Here is a 23,334-nt window from a genome sequence, read left to right as displayed (position 1 = left end):
CCCTTACGGATTCTTGTTTTTCTTTTGTTCCAGATTCTCTCTCAATGCGTTGATCGTCTGATGCAACTGAATAACTTCGTCACGATAATTTCTGGTAATTGCCTGAAGGTCTTCCTGATACTTTCCTTCCCGGTGCTCCAGTTCGGCGCGCAGGGCTACGATTGTATCATGCAGCTGTTTGCTTCTATCATTTGCGGTTGCAGTTTCCTGCTGAAAGAGACAGTCTTTTTCGTAACAGGTTTTTTCCAGTTCTTCACGCATTGCGGCAATGGTTGTCCGAAGCTGGGTGATTTCGCCCTGTACGGAATGCAGGGTATTCTGTACGGCCTCTTCCCGGGCAATCTCCATTTTTTCCATTTGATCGCGCAGGGCGGCGATGCTTTGCTTCAAATGCAGGTTTTCTTTCTGAAGGGTAAGGTATTCCATGTTTTTATCTTCAGGTTTCATAGGCCATAAGTTAAGGTACAAAAATATGGTTCAGAAGCACAAACAGCATGCATCAACCGCACATGAATATACCATAATAATCTTGTAATGGGAAAAAAATGATGCGGGGAGAAGATCAGGTGCGAAAGAAGCATATCGGGAAGCATATTTAAAAAACATTAAATTACGATATGTTGCTGATTTTCGCGATTGTCTGTATTAATCTGTTTGAGGGGAATATCGGGAGCATCCGACCGATAGAAGGGCGGTCAACCCGTCCATTTCCGGCATGCTTAGCAGCAAATAAATAAGTAAAGAAGAACTGTGCCGTTGAATACATCATTGACAATTGACCCTACTCTGGCATAGTATCGCGCGAATATTGATGTTGAATGAGCACACAATAAATAACCCGTAAAAAAGAGATGGAGATGATTCTCTGCGCATTACTTTCACAATCCTCCTGTTATCGTAGATTGAGGGGATCATCTTTCACCATCATCTCCGAGAAACCACGCATCCGTTTTTTGAGCATAATTTTACTGATCGCCTTGTCTTTACTTATCTCCGTACGACCCGGATTTTGTCAAAATCCGGCCTATAATCAGAGAAATGATGTCCGGAAAATGACATTGGCGGATGCCGTGTTTGTTGCCCTGACCAATAACGTTACTCTGCGCAGCGCGTATCTTGACCGCTATCTCCAGCGGGTCGACCTGCAGGAAGCGGAAAGAAAATACTATCTGCCCTCCGACCCCTCCCTGGCTCTTTCCGTCAGACGAGGATCAAGTTTTACGTCGCCCGGCATGATCAACTCAGTCCGAAGGGATTATTTGACCGGTGACGGTAATTTCACGGCTACACTGGCCATTCCTACCGGCGGCAAGATCGATTTTGTCTGGAACAACCATGGCGAACGTTCCGACATGGACCAGGGTATAAACAATTATCGTTCCGATTGGACTGCCATGCTTACACAACCGCTCCTTAAAGGAGGCGGTCTGGATAACGCCGCTTTAAACGTCAGAATTGCGCGGATCACGGAAGAAAACAATATCTTATCTTTGAGAAACACCATTTCGCAAACGATCAGAACGGCCATTACGGCTTTCCGTGCTTACAAAGACGCGGAACGATCTCTGATCATTGCTGAAATGAGTCTGGTCCGGGCGAAGGCTCTGTATGAATACAATAAGGATATGATTGAAGCCGGTCGGATGGCGGGTACGGAAATCGTTCAGGCTCAGGCCGATATCGCCTCGCAGGAAACATCCCTGATCAACGCAAAAAACAGCCTGGATAACGCCCGCCTGGTTTTAATCCAGGCTCTGTACATTAACAAAAATACCACGTTTGAAGCGGTTGATGAAAACCAGGAATTGGTATCCCCTCCTGTTCTGGAGGAGGCGCTCGCGCTGGCCTTTCAGTTCCGCACAGACTATCAACAGGACACAAAGAGCATTGAATCACTGAAGTTAAAACTGGCAACGGCCAGGCGTAATATGCTCTGGCAACTGGATTTCAAAGCCTCCACAAGTGACGGGGCCTCCGCGACAACCTTTGATTCCCAAGATTCGTCAATCAGGCGGGCGTTTAGCAGTGCGAATGAAAGAGACTGGTATGTCGGTCTGGATTTGACAATTCCCATCGTTTATTACATGACAGCGGATATAAAAAATTATCTGACGATAAAGAAAGATTTGGAAAAGGCCAACATGGCCTTTGAAAAAAAGAAACTCGATATCGAAATCGAAGTACAGAACGCTCTGCGCAATGTTGATTCCAGCTACCGTCAGCTAAAAAGCGCGACACTGGCGCGTGAACTGGCTGAAAAGAAATTGCAAATTGAAAAAGAGAAACTCAACGCGGGCCGGACGACAAACTTTCAATTTGTCAGTTTTCAAAGAGACCTACAGAATGCCCAGAACAGTGAATTAACGGCCAGAACCGCCTATCTGAATTCACTGACCAACCTTGATGAAACGCTTGGGACGACCCTGTCCACATGGAAAATTGACGTTCGCAGAGAAGATGATAAGATCCGGCAGACCCCGGTCAATAAAGAAACACAATCCTCCAAACCGTGAGAGCAAAAAATGGCAACTGACATCATATTCCGCAATATCCTCGAAAGCATGGGCGACGGCGTCATGACGATCGGACTTGACGGCAAAATCCTGACCTTTAATCAGGCTGCGGAAGACATTCTCGGCCTGAATCATCAGGACGTAATCGAGAAACCATTTGGCGAAGTCTTTCTGGGAAGTGAGGAAAACGACCCGTTTAATCAGACGATTCTCAATGCTGTCTATGACGCCGACACGATTCACAATAAAATTGTTCCATGGCATAAAGGGGGGCAGGTTCTCAGTCTGGAAGTGACCACCTCCTTTCTTTCTCAAAAAGAAAACGGCGTAAAGAAAAATGTCGCCGTAGTGGTCGTCTTCACAGATAAAACAGAAGTTGAAAGGCTCCAGGAATCGGAAGAGCGTCTTACCCGGGAACTGAAGGAAAAGCATAATGAACTCCAGAAGTCCTATCTGGAAATGGAGGAAACCAACGAAACCCTCAAGTCAGCTCTGCGCAAAGTGCAGATCATCCGTGTGGCGGCTACGGGATTTGTCATTGTTCTATTTTTGTCTATTGGATTGTTTACATGGAAACAAACCCACCTTTCGTCCGGTAAGATGACAGGCGAAGGCGGGAAAGGTGAGACAGCAAAGATTTATACGGTTGTTCCCGGCCCCCTCACGGACAGCATTACGCTGAAGGGCGTCCTCAAACCGATTCAGGTTGTCAACATCACCAGTCCCGCCAGCGGTATGGTGAAGGAAAAATTATTCGAATACGGGCAGGCGGTTACGAAAGGGCAAATTTTGCTCAGATTGGACAAGAACGAAACAGCGGTGAAGTACCGGGATGCAAAAACGGCTTATATCGAAGCGGCGGAAAAAGTCAAAGAGTTGGATAACTGGAAGAACAGCAACGAAATGTCCAAGGCCCAGCAGAGTGTTACACGTTCGAAGTTGAGTCTGGACGGCTATCAGAAAACCCTTCAGGAAACGGAACGCCTGTTCAAAAAAGACATTGTTCCGGCTACGGAATATGCCAGCGCCAAACAGCAGTTTACAACCGCAAAAATGGATTATGAAGCATCGCTCCGGGATATGGAGGTTGTCCGCCAAAAGGGGGAAGGTCAAAACAGGCACATTGCTGATCTCAAACTGCAGAATACCCGTCAAAAATTGCAGGATCTCGAAATCCAACTTCGTCATTCCGATATTATTGCGCCGGTTTCCGGGACTATTCTGCTTCCCGATCTGGCCGGTGATAAACAGCAGAAAGGGAAAACCGTCGAGTTGGGTGTAACATTCTCGCAGGGCGACATTCTGCTTTCCATAGGCAATACGGAAGGTCTGTCCATGACAGCAGGCGTGGATGAACTGGAAGTGTTGAAAATAAAAGTAGGCCAGGATGTCCGGATTACGGTTGACGCTTTTGGCGACTCAATCAAGGGACGGGTTGCCCATATCTCATCCCAGGCTGTTAAAAGCAATGATGGGAAAAAAACAGCCAATTTCGAGGTGTCCGTCACCATGGAAAGCCTACCTGCAGTCCTGAAAGAGAAACTTCGTCTGGGCATGTCGGCCAATATGGAAATCATGATGGTTAACAAGCCAAATGCTCTGATGATTCCGATTCCGGCCGTAATCGTAGAGGGACCGAACCGTTTCGTTACCATCCGGGATAAAGCGACAAATAAGGGGAAAAAAGTGAAGGTGGAGACAGGGATTACCTCCATGGATGCCGTCGAGATCACAAGCGGACTTGCAGCCGGTGATGAGGTAACCTATCAATGAACTCCCTGATGCTGGATATTGTGGATATACGCAAATCCTATCGCATTGGTCCAACGGAAGTGAATGTCCTCAAGGGGATTAATCTTTCCGTGGAGCGGGGAGAACTTTTGGCCATTATCGGACCGTCGGGAAGCGGCAAATCCACTCTGATGCACATGCTGGGACTTTTGGAAAAACCTGATTCCGGAACTTACCATGTAGAAGGAGCAAAGGTTGTTTATGACGACGACCGGGTTTTATCAACCCTGAGAAACCGGAAGATCGGGTTTGTTTTTCAGCAATATCACCTTCTGCCCAAGCTGACAGCCCTGGAAAATGTGGGGGTTCCTCTGACCTATCGCGGTATCAGCATGAATGAGATCAGGCAAAAGAGCATGGAATTCCTGACCAAGGTGGACATCCAGCAACGGGCCGGCCATCGCCCCAGTGAAATGTCCGGCGGGCAGCAGCAACGCGTAGCCATTGCACGCGCCCTGGTGGGATCGCCGTCGATCATTCTGGCCGATGAACCGACGGGCGCCCTCGATGTAAAAACAGGCGAGGAGATTATGGAACTCTTCCAGCGGCTCAACCGCGACGAAGGCATTACCATCGTCATTATTACCCATAACCCGGAGCTTGCTTCGCAATGCGGACGGTCCGTAAAAATTATCGACGGGATGATTTACTCAACATGAATCTATTAAAAATTAATTTTTACGAAGCGTTCAGGAGCCTGTGGAGTTCCAAGCAGCGAAGCCTTCTTGCTTTGATTGGCATTGTCATTGGAATTGGATCGGTCATTGCCATGGTATCCATCGGCACGATTGTCCAGCAGGAGTCCATCCGGCAATTCAAGGATATGGGTGTTGACATTATCACCATCAGAAAAGGCTTCAGCGAAGGCGGCTCGCCTTCGGAGTTCAACATAGAGATCCTGATGAAACTGCCTTTGGAAAAAAAGCATATCATCGAAGTTGCGCCCTATGTGATCAGCGGAACTGAATATTATCGCGGGCGGGCCAAAACCAACCTGGAGCAGATGGGCGTTACCCGTTCTTTTTTTTCAATCAACAAACTTCAGATCCGCGAGGGAAGAATCATTTTGGAGCTCGATCAGAACCGTTATTGCTGCGTCATCGGTTCCGAACTGGCCGATTTTCTGAGGCAAAACGGCATGTCGCAGATTCTGGGCGGCCGGATCATGTCCAACGACCGGGCCTATACCGTTATCGGAATCCTCAAACAGTCGGCGGAAGGGGGGCTTCGTCCTTACGGAATCAACCGGGGCATGCTGGTTCCCCTGTCCACGGCCGTCCGGTCGTTCCAGAACTCAGATATCAATACCATTATGGCCAGAACAGAGCCCAATATTCCCGCGGGACAGATCAAGACCGATATTCAGGACTATTTTCAGAAAAAAGCAAGAGGCACGCAGGTGGAAATTACATCGGCGGAGGAACTGATCGAGAGAATGAAAAAACAAATGCAGATGTTTTCTCTTCTTTTAGGCGCGATCGGCAGCATTGCATTGATTGTCGGCGGTATTGGCGTGATGAACGTCATGCTCATCTCAGTCACCGAACGCAAAAGCGAAATTGGTCTGAGACGCGCCCTGGGAGCGCAGCAGGGCGACATCCAAAGCCAGTTTCTTATCGAATCGGTTATTCTCTGCCTGGTGGGGGGGATTATCGGGATCATTCTGGGAATCGGCATCGCTTTTCTATTCGCCTTCCTGTCCAAGTGGCAGTTTGTGATGTCCTACTCTTCGATCGTTCTGGGTTTCGGCGTATCAACGCTGGTCGGTGTATTCTGCGGTTTCTATCCGGCCCGCACTGCGGCAAGGCTGGATCCCATCAAGGCTTTACGCTCGTAAAAAAGACAGAAAATAACTCCACTCCTGAAAAATTGTTTCGACCTGATACTGATCAGGCTCTATGTTTTTTTCGCACCTGTTGTGAACCTTCCATCCACTGTTTAATGCGTCTGGCATCATCATAACGTGCCGATTTACCCGGAGCATCGAGCAGTACAATCAAGACGGGACGTTTAGCCACTTTAAACTGCATGACAAGGCATCGGCCCGATTCATCGATAAAACCCGTCTTGGAGAGGCCAATCTGCCACCGGGGATTCCGGAGCAGGACATTGGTATTGTGAAATTTCAATTTGCGATGGCCCAAACGGATCGAGATTTCTTCACTGGTCGTGAATTTCCGAATCAGACTGTACTGGTATGCTGCATCCACCATCCTGGCCAGATCGCGGGCGGAAGAAGTATTGCCATTGGAAATACCGGTTGGATCATCAAAATGTGTATCGGTAAGCCCCAGGACACGAGCCTTGGTATTCATGGCTGCAACAAAAGCGGCGAGACCGCCGGGATATGTCCGTCCCAGAGCATGAGCGGCCCTGTTTTCTGAAGCCATCAAAGCCAATAGCAGGGCATTTCCACGGGTGAGACTGCTATGAACAGGCAGACGGGAACGACTGTGACGCAGGGTATCCACATCTTCGGATGCGATAGTGATCGATTCTTTAAGGTTCATTTTGGCATCCAACACAACCATGGCGGTCATGAGTTTCGTGATGGACGCAATAGGCAGGATGACGTCCGCCTGTTTCTGAACCAGACATTCCCCTGTTCTCTGATCCTCCACCAAGGCCGAGGCGGAACGGAGAACGAGATTGCGGGGAGGACGGACGTTTTTTATTTTTGCATAATTTCTATGAGCAGCCGGGGATACAGACGCATCTGATAATCCTGCGAAACAAAGGATCAACAGCGTGGCTGTATAAAGAAGGATTCCCGATTTCAGAACAGATCGACGCGCCGTACAATTTTTGCTAAAATATGAAATAGCGATTTTCAATTACCTCCAGTCAGTGATTATGCCGTCAGAATATCTCATGCCCTATGCTGCGAAATCATGAGCATGGCTTGCAGCTGCAAGAATTCACTCCTCCATGCTTGCCGGTTTACAATGCCGATAGGCTTCATCAGAAAGATTATTTTTACCGACAAGTTGTTGTCCGGTATTCGGCTTCGGCATCGCTTTTTTTTCGTTACCCCCCAGATAAAAGAAATAGTCCGGGTCACTCTTTTCATCTTTGTAGATATTCGGCACGATATAAATCTTACTGAAAGAGCTAAGCGGGCCGCTGAAGAAGGGATGGCCGTTTTCACCCGTTTGTTCCCACAGGCCTCCCGTTAAATTATTTCTGTCTCCCACTCTATTCGCTATAAAGAAGGATATTGCTCCAATAATCAATATCCCGAACATTTGTGTCAGCAACAGGAAAGTATTGATGTTGCGATGGTCAGGGTTACCGAAGAGGAAGTCATAGGCAACCCCCGGCTGTCCATGCGGTTCGCTGATGACAATAAAAGGAGGGTACAGCAGCATGATGAGAAAAACAATACTGACGATTATGCCTATTGTCTTTTGAGCATTATTCATTTCCCTTTTCCTTTCGCGGATAATTTAGGCGCGTTCTTTTTATGGATGTTGGCATTTGCTGTTCCCGATGTTTCCAGGCCTGATTCGATGAGCCGGCGGATAGCTTCAGAACGGGAGTTGATGCGATTATCAAAGCGGTAATCGTCGATATGCGTCAAAAGTGTATCTTCCAGAGTGATTAATATTTTCGCTTTTTCCATGGTCATGGTTTATATATACAGTATCCGTGATATAATGTCAATAACAAATATTAAATATATTTAATATATACTATATATAATATGCAGAGACGCCATGAGGGAATAAATACCGGAGCAGGCCGTTTGGGTTATCCGGACAGCAGGTTAAAACCAATATTTCATTGACATGAAAGATGGTTCTGTTAAAACGGCTGAACGGTGAAGCCGATTATAATAAAGACGGTCGGGTTACCCCAACTCCTCCTGCGATTTAATGAAGCATGAATTATTTCAGAGGGTCCAAATGAATAATCTTTGCAGTAGAAAAGTAATGAGAAGCATTTTCTGGATACATCGCATGGCATACCTGACAGCCCTGATGCTGGTGCTGTCGGGATTGCCGGCGATTGCGTCTGTGACAGGTGAAAAACCATCTGCGCCGGACAAGCCATGGTCCGCTGAACTGCATGTTAAACGCTACTTCAGAAGCCATACCTCCTATGAATTCGGCAATCCCGATCCGCCCCGACAGGCGCCTTTGAGTCGTCTGGAGTTTCCCATGAACACCTGGTGGGCCGGAGGAGAATTCCGGCGTCGTTTTTCCCGCTTTTCGGCGGGGCTGGAAGTGTTGAGAAGTGTATCCAGGGAATCAGAAGGTGCCTTTAAGGATTCAGACTGGACTAACAATACGAGAACGGATCTCAAGACGATCTACTCGGAAGCGGAATGTCGCATGGAACCAAGTTACATGGTCCGGGGCGATGTGGATCTGAAGGTGGCGGACTGGATTGGGCTGCCCGTCTGGCTTGACCCACGACCTGTGGTCGGGATTCGCTGGCAGCGCCTCGAATTTATGGCTCATGACGGCTTTCAGGTCTATCTGTATCCGGACGACGAAAATCCGTTGGGAGCAGGCAAGCCTCCGGAGCCTTACCCGGGCGATGCCATTCGGTTCAGTCAGGACTATTGGCAGTTTTTCCTGGGGATAAGAACGGATTATGATTTGGGAAGGCACCTGAAGACATCGCGCAGATTGAAAATATCGGGCCGGTTGGACTGGGCTTATGTCAGCGGGGAAAATAAAGACCATCATTTACAGCGTCGGGGAACCCGCCTGACCTTCGAAAATACAAGTGGCAGCGCCTGGCATGCATCTCTTGGCTTCCAGGCCGGTCTGACTGAAAACATTAACGTGGGTGTGGAGGCGGAGTACCTCCGGATTCAGACCGAAGGTTCCCATCAATGGATCGATGATATGGAAAGAGCCGACCAGACCTGGATTAACGGTGTCAAGGTGTGGTCGGAACAAATGAGCCTGATGATCAAACTGGAGTATTTGTTTTAAGCGCCAAAACGGCATCAGAATAGTCAGTACCCGAGAAAAGCTTTGATCTGCCTGATCTCATCCATAAGCTTTTCAAAGCCGGGAATCGTTAAGGACTGGGGGCCGTCGGAGAGCGCCTTTTCCGGTTCGGGGTGAACCTCTATCATAATGCCGTGGGATCCTGCCACCAGGGCTGCTTTTGCCATGGGCGGCACCAGGCTGCGCTTTCCGGTGGCGTGTGACGGATCAACAATGATCGGGAGATGGGAAAGCTCTTTAATAATGGGAATGACCGAGAGATCCAGGGTATTGCGCGTGGCCGTTTCGTAGGTTCGGATGCCCCGTTCGCAGAGAATGACCTGGGAATTTCCTTCAGCCAAGATATACTCGGCAGCCGCCAGAAATTCTTCAATCGTAGCGCTGAGGCCGCGTTTGAGAAGCACCGGTTTCCGGATTCGGCCAACTTCCCGGAGGAGATCGAAATTCTGCATATTCCGGGCGCCCACCTGAAGGACATCTATATAGCCGGCCACGAGTTCCACGTTTTCCACGCTCATGACCTCTGAAACGATCGGAAGGCCGGTCTCCTGTTTTGCCAGGGCTAAAAGTTTCAGTCCTTCCTCGCCCAGGCCCTGAAATGTATAGGGGCCGGTCCGGGGTTTGAATGCGCCGCCGCGGAGAAATTGGGCGCCGGCGGCTTTAACGGCTTTTGCCGTCCGGATAATCTGATCTCTACTTTCCACGGCACATGGGCCGGCGATGATTACGGGACTTCTCCCTTCGCCGATTTCCACGCCGTCGATCTTGATTACCGTCGGCCGGGGGTGAAAGTCCCGGGACACCATCTTGTACGGTTTGGAGACATGAATCACTTCCTTGACGCCGGCGAGGTCGCGGATGGAAACATCATCCACATATCCTTTATTGCCCAGGACGCCAATGGCCGTTCTTTCCGTTCCGGGAATAGACGACGCCGTCAGCCCCATCTTTTCAACCGCCGTTAAGACGGCATTTATTTGCTTTTGGGTGGCATTGCGATGCATGACGATCAACATGGCTTTATTTCTCCTGTAATGGCTGTACTTTGCCTTATCCTGAACATTTTTAATATAATTTCACAAAAAATGCTGCAAATCAATCTTAACATTATCCGGAATGCCGGGGAAGACGGGTGGCCCTTTTTTCCTTGACAGAAATCCGCAGGCCTTCTATCGTCGCAACAGAATGATTTTTCATACAGTAATAAAGATAAACTGCCATTTTGGGTGCAACGGAAAAGAATAAGGAGACTGAATATGTGCAACATAAGAGTGAAAAGAAACTCTGAAAATACATTCCGCGACCAACAACCATACCATGCCGTAGCCTTCATTACGACGGGCAGGTTCCGTTTCCTGCTTAAGCTGATGCTGATCATGGTTCTTCTGCTTCCATTTACTGCGGCGGCAAATGACCTTGCCTGTAAACACCTTCCCATCCTGATGGAAGCATTTCATGCCAAACATTATGCGATGAAAAGCACCACCACCGAAATAAGGATGCACGCTGTCGACCAAATGATCAAGCACCTTGATCCCTCGAAAACACTGCTGTACGAATCGGATTTGGAGACGCTTAAACCGCTTCTGCTGGATGTTTTCCTGAGCGCGGAAAAAGGCAACTGTGCTTCGCTTCAACAAGTATACAACCTGCTTGTTGTGCGGGCACGGGAGAACGAAGCTATCGTCAAAGATATACTGGGACCGGCCTTCCGGTCTGACAAGAGGGTGGAACTGAACATCAATGTGGACAAACGCCCCTATCTGAAGACGAGGACGGACAAGCAGGAGTCCCTGAAAAAGATCGTGCAATTCCAAATGGAGAATTCCCTGCTGGCCGGCATTGATCTGGAAACAGCAAAAAAAAGACACATACACCGCTATGAGTTGCAGACGAAGCGGGTGATCGAACAAAATCCTTCCAAACTCATTTCGACAGCCGCCGAGGCCTTTGCCGGGGCATTGGACCCGCACACAAGCTACCTGTCACCCAAAAACCTCGAGGACCTGCAGATTCAGATGAAGCTTTCCCTGGAGGGAATCGGGGCCATGCTGAGCAGCGAAACCGGCTTCACCGTTATTGAAGAATTGGTTCCCGGCGGCGGCGCCGAAAAAACGGGTCTTTTGAAACCGAAAGACAAAATTATTGCCGTGGCTCAGGAGGGGGAAAAGCCGGTTGACGTCATCGATATGGATCTGCGCGACGTGGTCAGTATGATACGCGGCAAGAAAGGCACAAGGGTCACCCTGACGATTTTACGGCAGACGCAGCGCAAGGAGCGCTTTGATGTTACCATCATGCGCGACAAGATCGACGTGACGGAACAGGAAGCGAAGATGACCTACGAGATCAGGAAAGTTAACGGCAAACAATACCGCTTCGGTGTAATCGATCTTCCTTCATTTTACGGAGACGAGAAGGGCGGCAAATCAAGTTATGAAGACGTCAAAAGACTTCTCACCGAGGCTAAACGTCAGCAGGTGGATGGCATTGTGCTGAACTTGTCGCGCAATGGCGGCGGGTTGCTCGAAGAAGCAGTGCGTCTTGCCGGTCTTTTTATCGGCAGGGGCGGAATCGTTGCCGTCAAGGACAGCCGGGGACAAGTGATGATTCTCGCCAATGGTTCGACGGCGCCGGTGAAGGAATACGATAAGCGCAGTATCGTTGCGGCTCCTGCAGAAAACCCCAAGGCGCTCTACATGGGTCCCCTGGTGGTTCTAACCAGCCGAATGAGCGCGTCAGCCAGCGAGATCGTAGCGGGAGCCCTGAAAGACTATGATCGCGCGGTGATTGTCGGGTCGGATCATACCTATGGCAAGGGTTCCGTGCAGGCTTTAATGCCGCTGCCCTGGGATCTGGGTGCCATGAAGGTCACCACGGGGCTGTACTTCCTGCCGGGCGGTAAATCGACGCAGAAGACCGGTGTGGCGGCGGACATCAGGCTGCCTGGCTGGTTCGTACTTGAAGAAATCGGTGAAGCGGCGCTGGACTATCCGCTGCCGGCTCAGTCGATCGTGCCATTTCTCGGCACACGGGGAAAAGATGCGACGCAATGGAAGCCTGTTGATAAGCGATTGATCGCCAAGCTTGCGCCGAGGTCCCAGGGACGGATTGCGAAAGACGCAAAGTTTGCCAAAATCATTAAAGACAACAAAGAAGCCGCCGACAAGAAGGGCATCATTCAGCTTGACGATTTCAGCAAGTCGATGAAAAAAGAAGGTATCGGAAAAGAGACGGAAACGCGTTCCGAACAAAAGCAGAAAATACGCGAGCAGTATGCGCCTTTCGTGAACGAGAGCGTCAACATCCTGTTCGATATGGTAACGCTGGGGGCGGCAAAGTCCTGAACTGAAGCGGCCGGTTACATGTCACGTTCCGCGCATTGTCGGGAAATCGAATGCCCTGAGAGCATGCCGTAATCAGGCAGTCAGGGTGTCCGCAGAATGAAGATATTTAAAAAAACCGGAGCGGTATTTACTTTCAGATTTCAATAACAGAGGAGGGCTTTTCATGAAAGACTTAAAGTATATGAGCATTGCTGAAGAGGCCATGAATAAAATCAGGAAAGGAGCGTTCCTGACCGTCAAAGCCACGGATGTACAAAACACCATGACCATCGGCTGGGCTACTTTCGGATTTATCTGGCAAAAACCGGTCATAATGGTGGCGGTGCGCGATTCACGCTACACCTTTGGTATTATGGAAAAGGCTTCAGACTTTACGGTAACGATACCTTCAAGTGATATGAGCAAAGCCATTGCTTTTTGCGGAACGAAATCCGGCCGGGATGTCGATAAGTTCAAGATGTGCAGCCTGGAAACGGCAGAAGGACGGAAGGTCGCGTCACCGATTATCAAAGTTGCCGGAATTCATTTTGAATGCAAAATAGTTTACAAGTCCGCCATGAATCCGGCTAACCTGGATCAAGGTTATGATCAGTCCCTTTATCCGCAAAAAGATTATCACACCCTTTACTTTGGTGAAATACTGGCCTGTTACGAAACAGAATAGGTGAGAAGATCAGGGACAGATTAATTTCCTCCGCTAAATATCCCTTGTCCAACCACGCTTGTGGAACAGGCGGGTTTTTTCGGACCCTGAAAGCATGGCGACTATTTACCTTCTAAAAAGAATTCATTGGCCATGTCAATTTCAGTAATGGCCTGAGGCAGCCAGCTATCGCTCTTTTGCATAAGTGGTTTGAGCACTTTTTCGATATGACCCTCAAAAACATAATTGTCCGGATTGATTTGATATCCGGAATTGGCCAGAGCATCAGCCAGCATGAGGGACTCAATCATGCCGGTGGATTCCGATGACGACATGTAATAATGATGACCGGCAATGGCTTGAATGATGGGTTCGGGAAGTTGCCATTTTCTGACAAGGTATGCCCCGATCTGCACATGATCGATGGATGCTGCTTGCTGCTCGGCATCGGCATAACTGCATTTTGTTTCCTGCATGATCTTCCAGACTTTTCCGAAATCTTCTTTAAAATACTTTGTCATGATGATTTTGCCGATGTCGTGCAAAAGACCGGCTATAAAGGCATCCTCCGGAGCCACCAGACGGCTTCGTTCCGCCAGTTGTTTACTGAGAACGGCAACGCTGACCGCATGACGCCAGAACTCGGTAATGTCAAAGTTCTCGTATCGATCCTTATAACTGAATGTGTCGAGGATGGCGACGGAGACTACGGCATTTTTCACGGCATTGAAACCCAGAATCATGACAGCATGAGCAATAGAGTTGCTTTCCTGCCGAACGCCATAAAATGCGGAGTTGACCAGGCGCAAAATTCTGGATGACATGGCCGGATCCAGTTCGATAATATGGGCTACTCTTTCAATCGATGCCTGTTTGTCTTTGAGAAGTTGATTGAGTTTGAAATAAACGCTGGGTAATGTCGGCAAATCTTTAATCTTTTCGAGGGTCGCCCAGATGACCTTGTTTTCCATTGCCATTCTCCTGATAGGTTATTCTTATTTTATGCGCCGAATAATCAGCATAAATATTTATGACTATGTTCAGTGCACTATAAGCCATAAATGCCGTAAAGAGTAAAGAATGCTTTTTAATCGATAATAATTTCAATGAAATAAAGGTCGCCTGCTGCCTGCCTGAAGAAGACTTGCTTACGAGGGTAAGGTTCCGGTAATAATGTGTTGCTACATTGTAAAATAGGTGATACTAAGCCTTCCGTCAGTGAACCACAGGGGTCACCATGCCCTGTGGTTTTTTTATTTCATACGAGGAGCATTAAACAAGCATGATTGCAGCAGAAAATGTCACTCTTGCCTATGGGAAGAGAATACTATTCAAAGATGTGAATATTAAGTTTACCCCGGGCAACTGTTACGGGTTGATCGGCGCCAACGGGTCGGGGAAGTCCACCTTCCTGAAAATTCTGGCCGGTGAGCTGGAGGCGGATAAGGGAGAAATTATCGTCGGCCGCCGGGAACGAATCGCCGTTCTGCGGCAGGATCAGTTTGCCTTCGACGATGAAATCGTTTTCAATACGGTGATCATGGGGCACAAGCGTTTATACAAAGTCATGATGAAGCGCGAGGCCATTTACGCCAAACCGGAATTTACGGAAGAGGACGGTGTGCGTTCGGCCGAACTGGAAGCGGAATTCGCTGAAATGAACGGTTATGAAGCGGAATCCGAAGCCGCCGTGCTTTTGAACGGACTGGGCATATCCGAAGATCTCCGGACAAAAAAGATGAAGGATTTAGAGGCGGGCGAGAAGGTCCGCGTGCTTCTGGCTCAGGCTCTTTTCGGCAATCCCGATATACTGCTTCTGGACGAACCGACCAATAATCTCGGCCGGAAATCCATTAAATGGCTGGAAGAGTTCCTGTACCGGTTTCCCAATACGGTCATTGTGGTATCCCATGACCGTCACTTTCTGAATCAGGTCTGCACGCATACCGCTGATATCGATTTCGGGCGGATTCAGATTTATGTGGGCAATTATGATTTCTGGTACCGCGCCAGCCAGTTGCACTTAAAGCAGAAGCAGGCCGATAACCGCAAACTGTCCGAAAAAGCTGATGAACTGAAAGCTTTCATCCAGCGGTTCAGTGCCAATGCCTCCAAGTCCAAGCAGGCCACCTCGCGCAAGAAGCTGCTTGATAAATTGACGCTGGAGGATATGCCGACGTCATCCCGAAAATATCCTTATGTGGTATTCAAACCCGAGCGTGCCTGTGGTGACATCATCCTGTCCATTACCGGCTTAACCAAGATAATTGACGGCGTTAAAGTCCTGGATAATTTTGATCTGAATGTGCGCAAAGGCGACAAAATCGCTTTTGTCGGAGACAACGCTTTGGCGCGCACAACCCTTTTTCAGATTCTGGCAGGTGAGATGGAACCGGACAGCGGCAGTTACCGCTGGGGTGTAACCATCACTAATGCTTATTTTCCTCAGGAGAATAGCGGGTTCTTTGAAAGAGAGATGACGCTGATCGAATGGCTGAGCCAGTATTCACCTCCTTCGGATGGGGACGCCTTCGCCCGCGGTTTTTTGGGCAGAATGCTGTTTTCCGGAGAAGAGGCCATGAAAAATATCGTCGTTCTCTCCGGCGGTGAACGGGTTCGCTGCATGCTCTCCCGCATGATGCTGACCGGGGCCAATGTTCTTATCCTGGATGAACCGACAAACCACTTGGATCTGGAATCGATCACCGCCTTAAACGACGGGCTTATCGCGTTTTCCGAGGTGGTTTTGTTTGCTTCGCGTGATCAGGAATTTGTTTCGACTGTTGCCAACAGGATCATCGAAATCCTGGAAGGTGAAGCCATTGAACGCAATCCGGGTTACGAAGAGGAACTTGAAGAAGACGACGATGTTGCGGAAGCGGTGTGATGAAGCGGCAACAGGATCATAAAAAACCCGTTGAGTTACGCCTGAAGCATAAATTCAACGGGTTCATTTCCGGTCAAACGGATTTATGTTATTCGAGGATAGCCAGCACCTGGCCTTCATTAACGGAATCACCGGCCTTTACCATGATCTCCTTAATGGTTCCCGCGCCCGGCGCGTAAACGGGAATTTCCATTTTCATCGCGTCCATGATGATCACTTCTTCTTCTTCCTGTACCTGACTGCCGACACTTACCGTAATGCTTGCAATTTTCCCCGGCATGGGGGCTTTAATTTCCATACTCATCGTTTTTCGTGCCTCCCTTTATAGTTATTTTATTTTAATATCCTTAATGAAATTATCAGACTGAATCATGATTGAGACTGATAAATCGATGAAGATATTTACCGTAAATGCAAGGATAGGTCAATATAATTATCCAAAGAATCGAGGGGGGAAGGAATTCGCTTATTATTCATGACGGAGGGCGTCGATGGGATTCATCAGGGATGCTTTGTAAGCGGGATAGAAACCGAAAAAAATACCGACGAGTCCCGAAAAACCAAAAGACAACACAATGGAATAAGTAGAGATGAGTATGGTCCATCCGGCAAAAAAAGACAGCAGTTCCGCTGCGAAGATCCCCAGCAAAACGCCGATCAGGCCGCCGATGAGCGACAGAATAAGAGCCTCAATAATAAACTGTGTGCGAATGTCCCAGGATTTGGCGCCGACCGCCATGCGGATACCGATTTCACGCGTTCTTTCGGTGACGGATACCAGCATGATATTCATGATGCCGATGCCGCCCACCAGAAGTGATACTCCGGCTATGGCCGCCAGCAGCAATGCCATGACCTGGGAGGCCTGCTCCGCCATCTGCATCATTTGCGTGAGGTTGCGGACGGTAAAATCGTCTTCCTGATTCGGACTGAGACGATGTCTTTGACGTAAGAGTTCCTTGATCTGCGTTTCGGCTCTGTTCAGATCCTCAGCGCTTTTTGCCTTCACCATGATGGACCGCACGGTTCCCGGAAACGTTCTGCCAAAAAGGTTTCGCTGCGCGGCGGTTACCGGCACATAAATAACATCGTCCTGATCCTGTCCTATCATGGACTGGCCTTTCGATTCCAGAACGCCGATAACCGTGAAAGGCACTTTCTTGATGCGGATGGCTTTATTGACCGGATCATCATTGCCAAAGAGATTGTCCACCACGGTTTGACCCAGAACGCAGACTTTGGCGGCGCTGCGCACTTCCTGATCATTAAAATTTCTTCCCGCTGCCAGTGTCCAGTCGCGCACCACGACCATATTTTCATCCGTTCCGTAGACAACCGTTGCCCAGTTTTGATTGCCGTAAACAATCTGTGCGCCGCCGTTTAAGACAGGAGCGGTAGTCAATACCGCGGAGCATTCGTTTTTGATGGCATCAGCGTCGGCGCGTGTTAAATTCTGGATGGCGCCGCTGCCCAGACGAATGCCGCCGGTGGTTGTCGATCCGGGAAGGACAATAATCAGATTGCTGCCGACTGTAGCGATCTGTTCGGATATTTTATTACTGGCTCCTTTACCGACCGCCAGCATCGTGATGACGGCGGCAACACCGATAATGATGCCCAGCATGGTTAACGCTGAGCGCATCTTGTTGACGCGCAGGGCTCGCAGCGATATTTTGACGGTGGAGGGAATATTGATCATGGCTTGTTTTCCTTATCGCTGACAATCTTCCCATCAAGAAATCGAACGATTCGCTTACTGAAAGCAGAGATGTCCGGTTCATGCGTAACCAGAACAATGGTAATTTTTTTTTCTTGATTGAGCCGGACGAACAGTTCCATGATTTCAATACTGGTTTTAGTATCCAGATTGCCTGTAGGCTCATCGGCCAGTAAAAGAGGCGCGTTATTGACCAGAGCGCGTGCGATGGCCACTCGCTGCTGTTGTCCGCCGGAGAGTTGATTCGGATGGTGATGCTGCCGTTCTTCCAGTCCCAGGAGTTTAAGCGCTTCCCTGGCTTTATCTTTGCGGTTTTTCGGGATGTTTTTGCTGTAGAGCAGAGGCACTTCAACATTTTCCAGTGCGGACGTGCGGGAAAGAAGATTGAAACCCTGAAAAACAAAACCGATTTTTTCATTGCGAATTTCCGCGAGCGCATCGCGGCCCATTTGACTGACGTCAATGCCATCAAGAAGATACCGTCCGGCGGTCGGCTCATCGAGACAGCCGATAACATTCATAAATGTGGATTTTCCGGAGCCGGAAGGTCCCATCACCGAGACGAATTCTCCCGCGGAAATCTGAAGGGACACTTTATCCAGCGCATGAACGATACTGTCGCCAACGTCGTATTTCTTCTCCAATTGCTCGGTTTCGATCAATGCCATTTTACTTAAAACCTCGGACCGGGAGGCCGGACGGTTTGTGCATTCGCTGTTTTGCTGTTGTCTTTTACTTCCACAATAATCGCGGAGCCTTCGGTTACATTTCCTGATAGAACTTCCGTAAACCGGTTGTCTCTGATGCCAATAGTCAGCGGAACGCGTTTGGGTTTCTTATTATCCAGTATCCAGACCCCGGCGCCTTTGGGTGTCCTGGCGGTAAGCTCCCTGTCAGATATCTTAACTCTCAGCGCTGCATTGGGAACGCGTAAGACACCTTTTTTATCGTTGATAATAATCGACACGTTTGCCGTCATGCCGGGTTTGAGCTTCAACTCCTGGTTATCCACTTGAACGATTACCGTGTAGGTTACCACGTTGGAGACGGTGGTCGGTGCGTTGCGAATGACAGAGACATTTCCTCTAAATGTTACATCGGGATAAGCGTCCACGGTAAAAGTTACCGGCTGATTTGTTCTGATGCTGCCGATATCGGCTTCATCAACACTGGTTTCAATCTGCATTTTCGTCAAATCCTGCGCAATGTTGAACAAGGTGGGCGTCTGAAAGCTGGCTGCCACGGTTTGTCCCACATCGATGCTTCGTGAAATGACCGTACCGTTGACCGGTGAAAGAATTTGTGTGTAGCGGAGATTGGTATTGGCTAAATTTAAAGCGGCCCGGGCCTGTTGAACCTGCGCCTCGGATGCCTTAACCTGGGCCAGCGCCGAAAGATAATTAGTTTCGGAGGTATCCAGATCACTTTTAGAAATAAAATTTTTCGCGAAAAGAATTTTGTTTCTTTCAAAAGTCGTGATGGTATCGCGCACGGCAATTTTTGATTTTTCCAGGTTAGCCCGGGACAATGATAAATTAGCGGAAGCCTGGGATACCTGCGCTTCAAACGAGGATGGATCAATTTGAGCCAGTAACTGTCCTTTTTTGACGGTTGAGTTATAATCAACGAAAAGCTGTTTAATCGTGCCGGATACCTGTGTGCCGACCAGGACGGTGGTAACGGCATTGACGGTTCCCGTTGCGGAAACGGTCGCACGGATATCGCCACGGTCTGCAGTCTGTGTTACGTATTGCGGCATATTATCACTTTTTTTAATGAAGAAAAACAAGCCGGAAATGATCATTATCAGGATGGCAATCGCAACAACTATTTTTTTCATTTTTTCGCTCCGATGGCTTTTTCCAGATTGGCTTCAGCAATGCTGAAGTCGGATAAGGCGGTAATATACGTCATTTTAGCATTGTTAAGTTTGATCATGGCATCGGTGATTTCGATAGAACTGCCCACGCCGGTTGCATACCGTCCCCGGGCGAGTTCAAGTGTTTCCTCGGCCTGACGTACGATGATTCTGCCCGCTTCAATGCGTTCAAAAGCTTCCCTGCGGTTCAACCAGGCTGATTGCACCTCCAGATAGATTTTCTGCCTGAGCGACTCCTCATTAGCCCTGGCAATGTCCAGATTGGCTCTTGCTTCATCGACGGCATACCTGGTGGATAGTCCTGTGAAAAGAGGGAAGGTCAGGGCAACGCCGACATTCCATGATTTATCCATGGAGTTATCATCTCCCGCGTAACCGTAAGCGGCGCTGCCGGAAAGGACGGGCAGATATCCTTTTTTATTGAGATCAATACTCTTTTCCAGCGCATCTTTTTTTAAACTGGTGGAAAGAATGTCCGGCCGGTTTTCATAGGCTTGGGCAAGGGCGGAATCAAAAGAAATATTCCTCTTCTCAAGAGGAAATGTCTCCTCAACATTGTATTCAGGGGAAGATATTACGCCCATGGCTTTGTTCAGGTTTACCCGCGCAATGCGCATGGCGTTCTGAGCGGAAATCAATTGAATGCGGGCGTTGCTGAGGTTGACCTCGGCGCTGGTCACGTCGATTTTTGAACTTTTTCCGGTTTCGAAAAATGTTTTAGCGACATCATAATGTTCCTGAAACTGATTTACCGTTTCCAGGGCGACAGTTTCGCTCATTTTTAATTTGAGAAAGGAGTAATAGGATTCCTTCACACCATAGATGATGGCGGCGGTGACATCCTGATAATCCGCTTTGGCTGATTCTTTATTCAGGCTGGCAATATCCACCTGAGTCCATGTTTTTCCGAAATCAAAAAGTGTCTGGTTGAGTCCAATGGCGTTGGAATAGTAGTTATACGGATCGCTCTTCAGGGATGTGGCTGTTGTACCACTGCGTGTATAACCGGACTGGAGATTGATCTGCGGATAATACCCGGCTCTGGCCTGACCGATCTTGCTTTCGTATTGCCTGATTGTGCTGGTGGCGGCATTGAGAGCGGGATGATTTTTCAGGGCGGTGTCCAGGCAGTATTGAAGCGTAAGGACATCGCCTTTCTGAATCGAATCTGCAGCCCGGAGACTCTGTCCGTGAGCTAAAATCAATAGAATGAGGAAAAATATTTTTTTATTCATTAGCATAAGACTGTTGATCAGATGCCTTTCCAAAGTTGTTTACCACATGTTTTAAATTGCTTAAATACCAAGTTGACTGCTGCATATATGCAAAATTAACTTTTCTTATAGCATTTTAAATAGATAAATATCAATCTTCATGCCAGATCGTTTTGCAATCGTAATAGATCGTTATTACAGAGTAAAGTATAAAGATCCGGAAATCACAGTGATAAAGTCACGGCAAACGGATAATATTTACCCGCAAACAGTAACCAGGTGGATAATTAATAGCCAATCTCTGATGATGTTTTCTCTTGACGCAGGGAAAAATAAACGATTATAAATCAATAACCAGGGGGTAAGAATCATTTTTGATTACAATCATTATTTAAAAAAAGTATGTGATGGCCAGCAGGGCGTAAATCCATATCTGGACTTTTTCGGCGTAACGGTTCTTGAGATTAAAAATGGTCTGGCGCGCATGCAAATGCCGGTTCGTCCCGAATACCTGCAAGGCGCAAAAATCATGCAGGGTGGTCTGATCGTCGCGTTTGCGGACGAGACGATTGCTCACGCGATGATGTCTCAATTGTCGTTGGATGAAGGCCTGACCACAATTGAGCTCAAAAGCAATTTTCTGGCAGGTGTATCAAAGGGCCATCTTATTGCCGAAGCAACTGTATTTAAAAAGGGAAAGAGCCTGATTATCGGCGACTGCCTGGTGAGAGATCAATCGGGAGAAAACATCTGCCGCGTATCGGCAACCTTTATGATTCTGAAGAAAAAGTAAAAAAGCGGGGCAAATTGATTGATGACGAGCCATCAATCACGGTTTGACAACCGGTGGAACAGGGGGTGCAACCGGTGACGGCGTCATGCCTCTTAAGATAACAATTCTATTTTCGGGTGCTTCTTTTCTGGATGCCCATAATTCATTATCCTCTTCCCCATATGGATGCCATTCAGCCGTTTCAGAATTGACTTCCGCAACCCAGACACAGCATGTTTTTTTAGCCAGGGCCGGATTTTCCATAAGGTCTGTCAGGTCTTTTCTTGACGGAAGACGCCAATCCGTGAAACCGGCTTCTTGGAGGCCTTTTACCATGCTTTTGACATTGGCTGCCGTGATATCGGAAGCCGGATAGATCGACCATTGAATGCCGGTTTTGGTATCGATCACGGTTCCGTCTTTCATTTGCTTAAAACGAATTTGAATGGGAGTGTTTAAAGAAAGCTTTTCTCCAGCCTTCAGCGTCTTAATGTTCCTGCTGAAGCGGGTGCTCCATTTGTCGGAAAGGAGAGTCATGACATAATCGGAAGATGGTGCAATGCCGGTTATATAAAAACCGCCGTCTGCGCTTGTCCTGGTTTCGAAATGTTCATATCCCTGAGCAGGTTTAACCTGCTTGAAAATAATGAAAACGCCGGACAAGGGCTTTCCTTTTCCATCGATAATCCTGCCTTCAATACCTGCCGTCTTATCGCCGCATCCAAATAATAAAAAGCAGATCAAAAGAATGACTGAAAAACGATGCGCAATTTTCATAATCACTGTTCCCATTGACGATTTCCGCATCAGGCCGCGGTGAAGCTTCGATTCTTTTAAAATATCATGCATTATTTGCTCGCAGCCGAATTCATGTTGAACCATGCATTGCTATTAAAGATGGTTGTGGTGATTTTGCATACTATTGAAAAATATTCAATAAAAAACACATCATGAACAATGTCCGTTATTTATGTAAGTTGACTTATTGGACTTGTTTTATCAAAAAAAATGTCTATGATGCAGAAAAAAGTTGTCAGGAGGACTATGAAAATCATTGTTGTTACGGGAATGCCCGCAGCCGGAAAAAATATAGCGGATCAGTATGCCCGGGCTCATCAATACCCTTATTTTTCTACGGGGGATTTTGTCCGGGCGGAAATTCGTAAGCGGGCCTGCATGGGTGATGCGGAAACCTCGGCAAAGGTATCCACGGAAATGAGAGGCTCTGACGGACTGGGTGTTACCCGCCTGGCTGTTGCAGAAGCCCTGCGTCAAAAAGCTGATCTGGTTTTTCTGGAGGGCATTCGGTCATGGCCGGAGATTGAACTCATTCGAAGCAAAACACCCTGCACGCTCGTGGCCGTTGTCGCCCCGAGGAATTTGAGATTGAATCGTGTAAAACAAAGAGGCCGGGAGGATGATTCCGCGGATCATTTTGATAATCGCGATCAGCGGGAAATTGAGTATGGTGTTGCTGTTTGCATTGCCCTGGCCGATGCCTATGTTTTAAACACCGGTTCGATTGATGATGCTTTGCGGCAACTCGATGAAATCATCCATAAACTTTAATCCGGCTGCCGCAAGGCGGCCATCCGTGAGCCGCCGTT

General features: G+C 48.2%; 21 protein-coding genes and 1 pseudogene. 10 read left to right on the top strand and 12 right to left on the bottom strand.

Going from position 1 to position 23,334, the window contains the following annotated elements:
* Window positions 1-3: 3 nt before the first annotated feature.
* The gene (locus tag CVU71_02895; GenBank protein ID PKN20746.1) at window positions 4-447 is read right to left on the bottom strand and encodes a hypothetical protein; all 444 of its coding nucleotides are present in this window, start codon (window positions 445-447) and stop codon (window positions 4-6) included.
* A gap of 404 nt (window positions 448-851) precedes the next feature.
* Between CVU71_02895 and CVU71_02890 the strand changes: the two genes are divergently transcribed.
* From CVU71_02890 to CVU71_02875, 4 genes are read left to right on the top strand one after another with little or no spacing between them, the layout of a single operon-like run.
* The gene (locus tag CVU71_02890) at window positions 852-2,513 is read left to right on the top strand and encodes a hypothetical protein (GenBank protein PKN20745.1); all 1,662 of its coding nucleotides are present in this window, start codon (window positions 852-854) and stop codon (window positions 2,511-2,513) included.
* 9 nt (window positions 2,514-2,522) lie between these two features.
* Window positions 2,523-4,286, top strand: coding sequence for a hypothetical protein (locus CVU71_02885; protein PKN20744.1), 1,764 nt, complete (start codon window positions 2,523-2,525; stop codon window positions 4,284-4,286).
* Between the two features lie 8 nt (window positions 4,287-4,294).
* Window positions 4,295-4,963, top strand: a complete 669-nt coding sequence (locus CVU71_02880; GenBank protein ID PKN21047.1) for a macrolide ABC transporter ATP-binding protein — start codon at window positions 4,295-4,297, stop codon at window positions 4,961-4,963.
* Window positions 4,915-6,141, top strand: coding sequence for a macrolide export ATP-binding/permease MacB (locus tag CVU71_02875; GenBank protein PKN20743.1), 1,227 nt, complete (start codon window positions 4,915-4,917; stop codon window positions 6,139-6,141). The genes CVU71_02880 and CVU71_02875 overlap by 49 nt, the downstream gene beginning before the upstream one ends.
* Before the next feature lie 52 nt (window positions 6,142-6,193).
* Here CVU71_02875 and CVU71_02870 read toward each other — a convergent pair whose 3' ends face one another.
* The 3 genes and pseudogenes from CVU71_02870 to CVU71_02860 form a co-directional block, all read right to left on the bottom strand.
* Window positions 6,194-7,138 carry a peptidase S11 gene (locus tag CVU71_02870; protein ID PKN20742.1) on the bottom strand — a complete coding sequence of 315 codons (945 nt, stop codon included), beginning with the start codon at window positions 7,136-7,138 and terminating at the stop codon, window positions 6,194-6,196.
* An 84-nt stretch (window positions 7,139-7,222) separates the two neighbouring features.
* Window positions 7,223-7,726: a hypothetical protein gene (locus CVU71_02865; protein ID PKN20741.1), complete on the bottom strand. Its 504-nt coding sequence runs from the start codon at window positions 7,724-7,726 to the stop codon at window positions 7,223-7,225.
* A gap of 74 nt (window positions 7,727-7,800) precedes the next feature.
* Window positions 7,801-7,926 (bottom strand): annotated as a pseudogene (locus CVU71_02860) (CopG family transcriptional regulator).
* Window positions 7,927-8,263: 337 nt separating this feature from the next.
* Between CVU71_02860 and CVU71_02855 the strand changes: the two are divergent.
* The gene (locus CVU71_02855; GenBank protein ID PKN20740.1) at window positions 8,264-9,250 is read left to right on the top strand and encodes a hypothetical protein; all 987 of its coding nucleotides are present in this window, start codon (window positions 8,264-8,266) and stop codon (window positions 9,248-9,250) included.
* Window positions 9,251-9,273: 23 nt separating this feature from the next.
* Here the strand turns inward: CVU71_02855 and aroF are convergent, their stop codons facing one another.
* Window positions 9,274-10,284: a 3-deoxy-7-phosphoheptulonate synthase gene (gene aroF / locus CVU71_02850; GenBank protein PKN20739.1), complete on the bottom strand. Its 1,011-nt coding sequence runs from the start codon at window positions 10,282-10,284 to the stop codon at window positions 9,274-9,276.
* A gap of 240 nt (window positions 10,285-10,524) precedes the next feature.
* Between aroF and CVU71_02845 the strand changes: the two genes are divergently transcribed.
* Window positions 10,525-12,615: a tail-specific protease gene (locus CVU71_02845; GenBank protein ID PKN20738.1), complete on the top strand. Its 2,091-nt coding sequence runs from the start codon at window positions 10,525-10,527 to the stop codon at window positions 12,613-12,615.
* A gap of 163 nt (window positions 12,616-12,778) precedes the next feature.
* Window positions 12,779-13,279, top strand: coding sequence for a flavin reductase (locus CVU71_02840; GenBank protein PKN20737.1), 501 nt, complete (start codon window positions 12,779-12,781; stop codon window positions 13,277-13,279).
* A 101-nt stretch (window positions 13,280-13,380) separates the two neighbouring features.
* Here CVU71_02840 and CVU71_02835 read toward each other — a convergent pair whose 3' ends face one another.
* Entirely contained in the window at window positions 13,381-14,235 is an 855-nt protein-coding gene (locus CVU71_02835; protein ID PKN20736.1) for a hypothetical protein, read from the bottom strand.
* A gap of 305 nt (window positions 14,236-14,540) precedes the next feature.
* Here CVU71_02835 and CVU71_02830 point away from each other — a divergent pair, with 305 nt between their 5' ends.
* A complete protein-coding gene (locus CVU71_02830; GenBank protein ID PKN20735.1) occupies window positions 14,541-16,145 on the top strand; it encodes an ABC transporter ATP-binding protein in 1,605 nt (534 codons plus the stop codon).
* Window positions 16,146-16,233: 88 nt separating this feature from the next.
* Here CVU71_02830 and CVU71_02825 read toward each other — a convergent pair whose 3' ends face one another.
* The 5 genes from CVU71_02825 to CVU71_02805 form a co-directional block, all read right to left on the bottom strand.
* Window positions 16,234-16,443, bottom strand: coding sequence for an acetyl-CoA carboxylase biotin carboxyl carrier protein subunit (locus CVU71_02825; GenBank protein PKN21046.1), 210 nt, complete (start codon window positions 16,441-16,443; stop codon window positions 16,234-16,236).
* Window positions 16,444-16,614: 171 nt separating this feature from the next.
* Window positions 16,615-17,844: a multidrug ABC transporter substrate-binding protein gene (locus tag CVU71_02820; GenBank protein PKN20734.1), complete on the bottom strand. Its 1,230-nt coding sequence runs from the start codon at window positions 17,842-17,844 to the stop codon at window positions 16,615-16,617.
* Window positions 17,841-18,530, bottom strand: a complete 690-nt coding sequence (locus CVU71_02815) for a macrolide ABC transporter ATP-binding protein (protein ID PKN20733.1) — start codon at window positions 18,528-18,530, stop codon at window positions 17,841-17,843. The genes CVU71_02820 and CVU71_02815 overlap by 4 nt, the downstream gene beginning before the upstream one ends.
* A 5-nt stretch (window positions 18,531-18,535) precedes the next feature.
* Entirely contained in the window at window positions 18,536-19,702 is a 1,167-nt protein-coding gene (locus CVU71_02810) for an efflux RND transporter periplasmic adaptor subunit (GenBank protein PKN20732.1), read from the bottom strand.
* Window positions 19,699-20,982 carry a hypothetical protein gene (locus tag CVU71_02805; protein ID PKN20731.1) on the bottom strand — a complete coding sequence of 428 codons (1,284 nt, stop codon included), beginning with the start codon at window positions 20,980-20,982 and terminating at the stop codon, window positions 19,699-19,701. The genes CVU71_02810 and CVU71_02805 overlap by 4 nt, the downstream gene beginning before the upstream one ends.
* Window positions 20,983-21,325: 343 nt before the next feature.
* On the opposite strand from CVU71_02805, the gene CVU71_02800 reads away from it, so the two are divergent.
* Window positions 21,326-21,748 carry a PaaI family thioesterase gene (locus tag CVU71_02800; protein PKN20730.1) on the top strand — a complete coding sequence of 141 codons (423 nt, stop codon included), beginning with the start codon at window positions 21,326-21,328 and terminating at the stop codon, window positions 21,746-21,748.
* Between the two features lie 36 nt (window positions 21,749-21,784).
* On the opposite strand, the gene CVU71_02795 is transcribed toward CVU71_02800, so the two are convergent.
* Window positions 21,785-22,609: a hypothetical protein gene (locus CVU71_02795; GenBank protein ID PKN20729.1), complete on the bottom strand. Its 825-nt coding sequence runs from the start codon at window positions 22,607-22,609 to the stop codon at window positions 21,785-21,787.
* Between the two features lie 126 nt (window positions 22,610-22,735).
* Between CVU71_02795 and CVU71_02790 the strand changes: the two genes are divergently transcribed.
* The gene (locus CVU71_02790) at window positions 22,736-23,296 is read left to right on the top strand and encodes a hypothetical protein (protein PKN20728.1); all 561 of its coding nucleotides are present in this window, start codon (window positions 22,736-22,738) and stop codon (window positions 23,294-23,296) included.
* The last annotated feature ends 38 nt before the right edge of the window (window positions 23,297-23,334 follow it).

The sequence above is a fragment of the Deltaproteobacteria bacterium HGW-Deltaproteobacteria-6 genome (assembly GCA_002840435.1).
In the GTDB taxonomy this organism is placed as follows: Bacteria; Desulfobacterota; Syntrophia; order Syntrophales; family Smithellaceae; genus UBA8904.
This window is presented reverse-complemented; position numbering and strand designations above follow the sequence as displayed.

What these genes read in the sequence shown, in the direction of transcription:
- CVU71_02815 (PKN20733.1), bottom strand. Translation starts at nt 18,530, where the DNA reads ATGGCATTGATCGAAACCGAGCAATTGGAGAAGAAATACGACGTTGGC.
- CVU71_02875 (PKN20743.1), top strand. Translation starts at nt 4,915, where the DNA reads ATGCGGACGGTCCGTAAAAATTATCGACGGGATGATTTACTCAACATG.
- CVU71_02885 (PKN20744.1), top strand. Translation starts at nt 2,523, where the DNA reads ATGGCAACTGACATCATATTCCGCAATATCCTCGAAAGCATGGGCGAC.
- CVU71_02845 (PKN20738.1), top strand. Translation starts at nt 10,525, where the DNA reads ATGTGCAACATAAGAGTGAAAAGAAACTCTGAAAATACATTCCGCGAC.
- CVU71_02835 (PKN20736.1), bottom strand. Translation starts at nt 14,235, where the DNA reads ATGGCAATGGAAAACAAGGTCATCTGGGCGACCCTCGAAAAGATTAAA.
- CVU71_02865 (PKN20741.1), bottom strand. Translation starts at nt 7,726, where the DNA reads ATGAATAATGCTCAAAAGACAATAGGCATAATCGTCAGTATTGTTTTT.
- CVU71_02855 (PKN20740.1), top strand. Translation starts at nt 8,264, where the DNA reads ATGGCATACCTGACAGCCCTGATGCTGGTGCTGTCGGGATTGCCGGCG.
- CVU71_02820 (PKN20734.1), bottom strand. Translation starts at nt 17,844, where the DNA reads ATGATCAATATTCCCTCCACCGTCAAAATATCGCTGCGAGCCCTGCGC.
- CVU71_02840 (PKN20737.1), top strand. Translation starts at nt 12,779, where the DNA reads ATGAAAGACTTAAAGTATATGAGCATTGCTGAAGAGGCCATGAATAAA.
- CVU71_02790 (PKN20728.1), top strand. Translation starts at nt 22,736, where the DNA reads ATGTCTATGATGCAGAAAAAAGTTGTCAGGAGGACTATGAAAATCATT.
- CVU71_02810 (PKN20732.1), bottom strand. Translation starts at nt 19,702, where the DNA reads ATGAAAAAAATAGTTGTTGCGATTGCCATCCTGATAATGATCATTTCC.
- aroF (PKN20739.1), bottom strand. Translation starts at nt 10,284, where the DNA reads ATGTTGATCGTCATGCATCGCAATGCCACCCAAAAGCAAATAAATGCC.
- CVU71_02880 (PKN21047.1), top strand. Translation starts at nt 4,295, where the DNA reads ATGCTGGATATTGTGGATATACGCAAATCCTATCGCATTGGTCCAACG.
- CVU71_02805 (PKN20731.1), bottom strand. Translation starts at nt 20,982, where the DNA reads ATGCTAATGAATAAAAAAATATTTTTCCTCATTCTATTGATTTTAGCT.
- CVU71_02825 (PKN21046.1), bottom strand. Translation starts at nt 16,443, where the DNA reads ATGGAAATTAAAGCCCCCATGCCGGGGAAAATTGCAAGCATTACGGTA.
- CVU71_02795 (PKN20729.1), bottom strand. Translation starts at nt 22,609, where the DNA reads ATGGTTCAACATGAATTCGGCTGCGAGCAAATAATGCATGATATTTTA.
- CVU71_02890 (PKN20745.1), top strand. Translation starts at nt 852, where the DNA reads ATGGAGATGATTCTCTGCGCATTACTTTCACAATCCTCCTGTTATCGT.
- CVU71_02895 (PKN20746.1), bottom strand. Translation starts at nt 447, where the DNA reads ATGAAACCTGAAGATAAAAACATGGAATACCTTACCCTTCAGAAAGAA.
- CVU71_02830 (PKN20735.1), top strand. Translation starts at nt 14,541, where the DNA reads ATGATTGCAGCAGAAAATGTCACTCTTGCCTATGGGAAGAGAATACTA.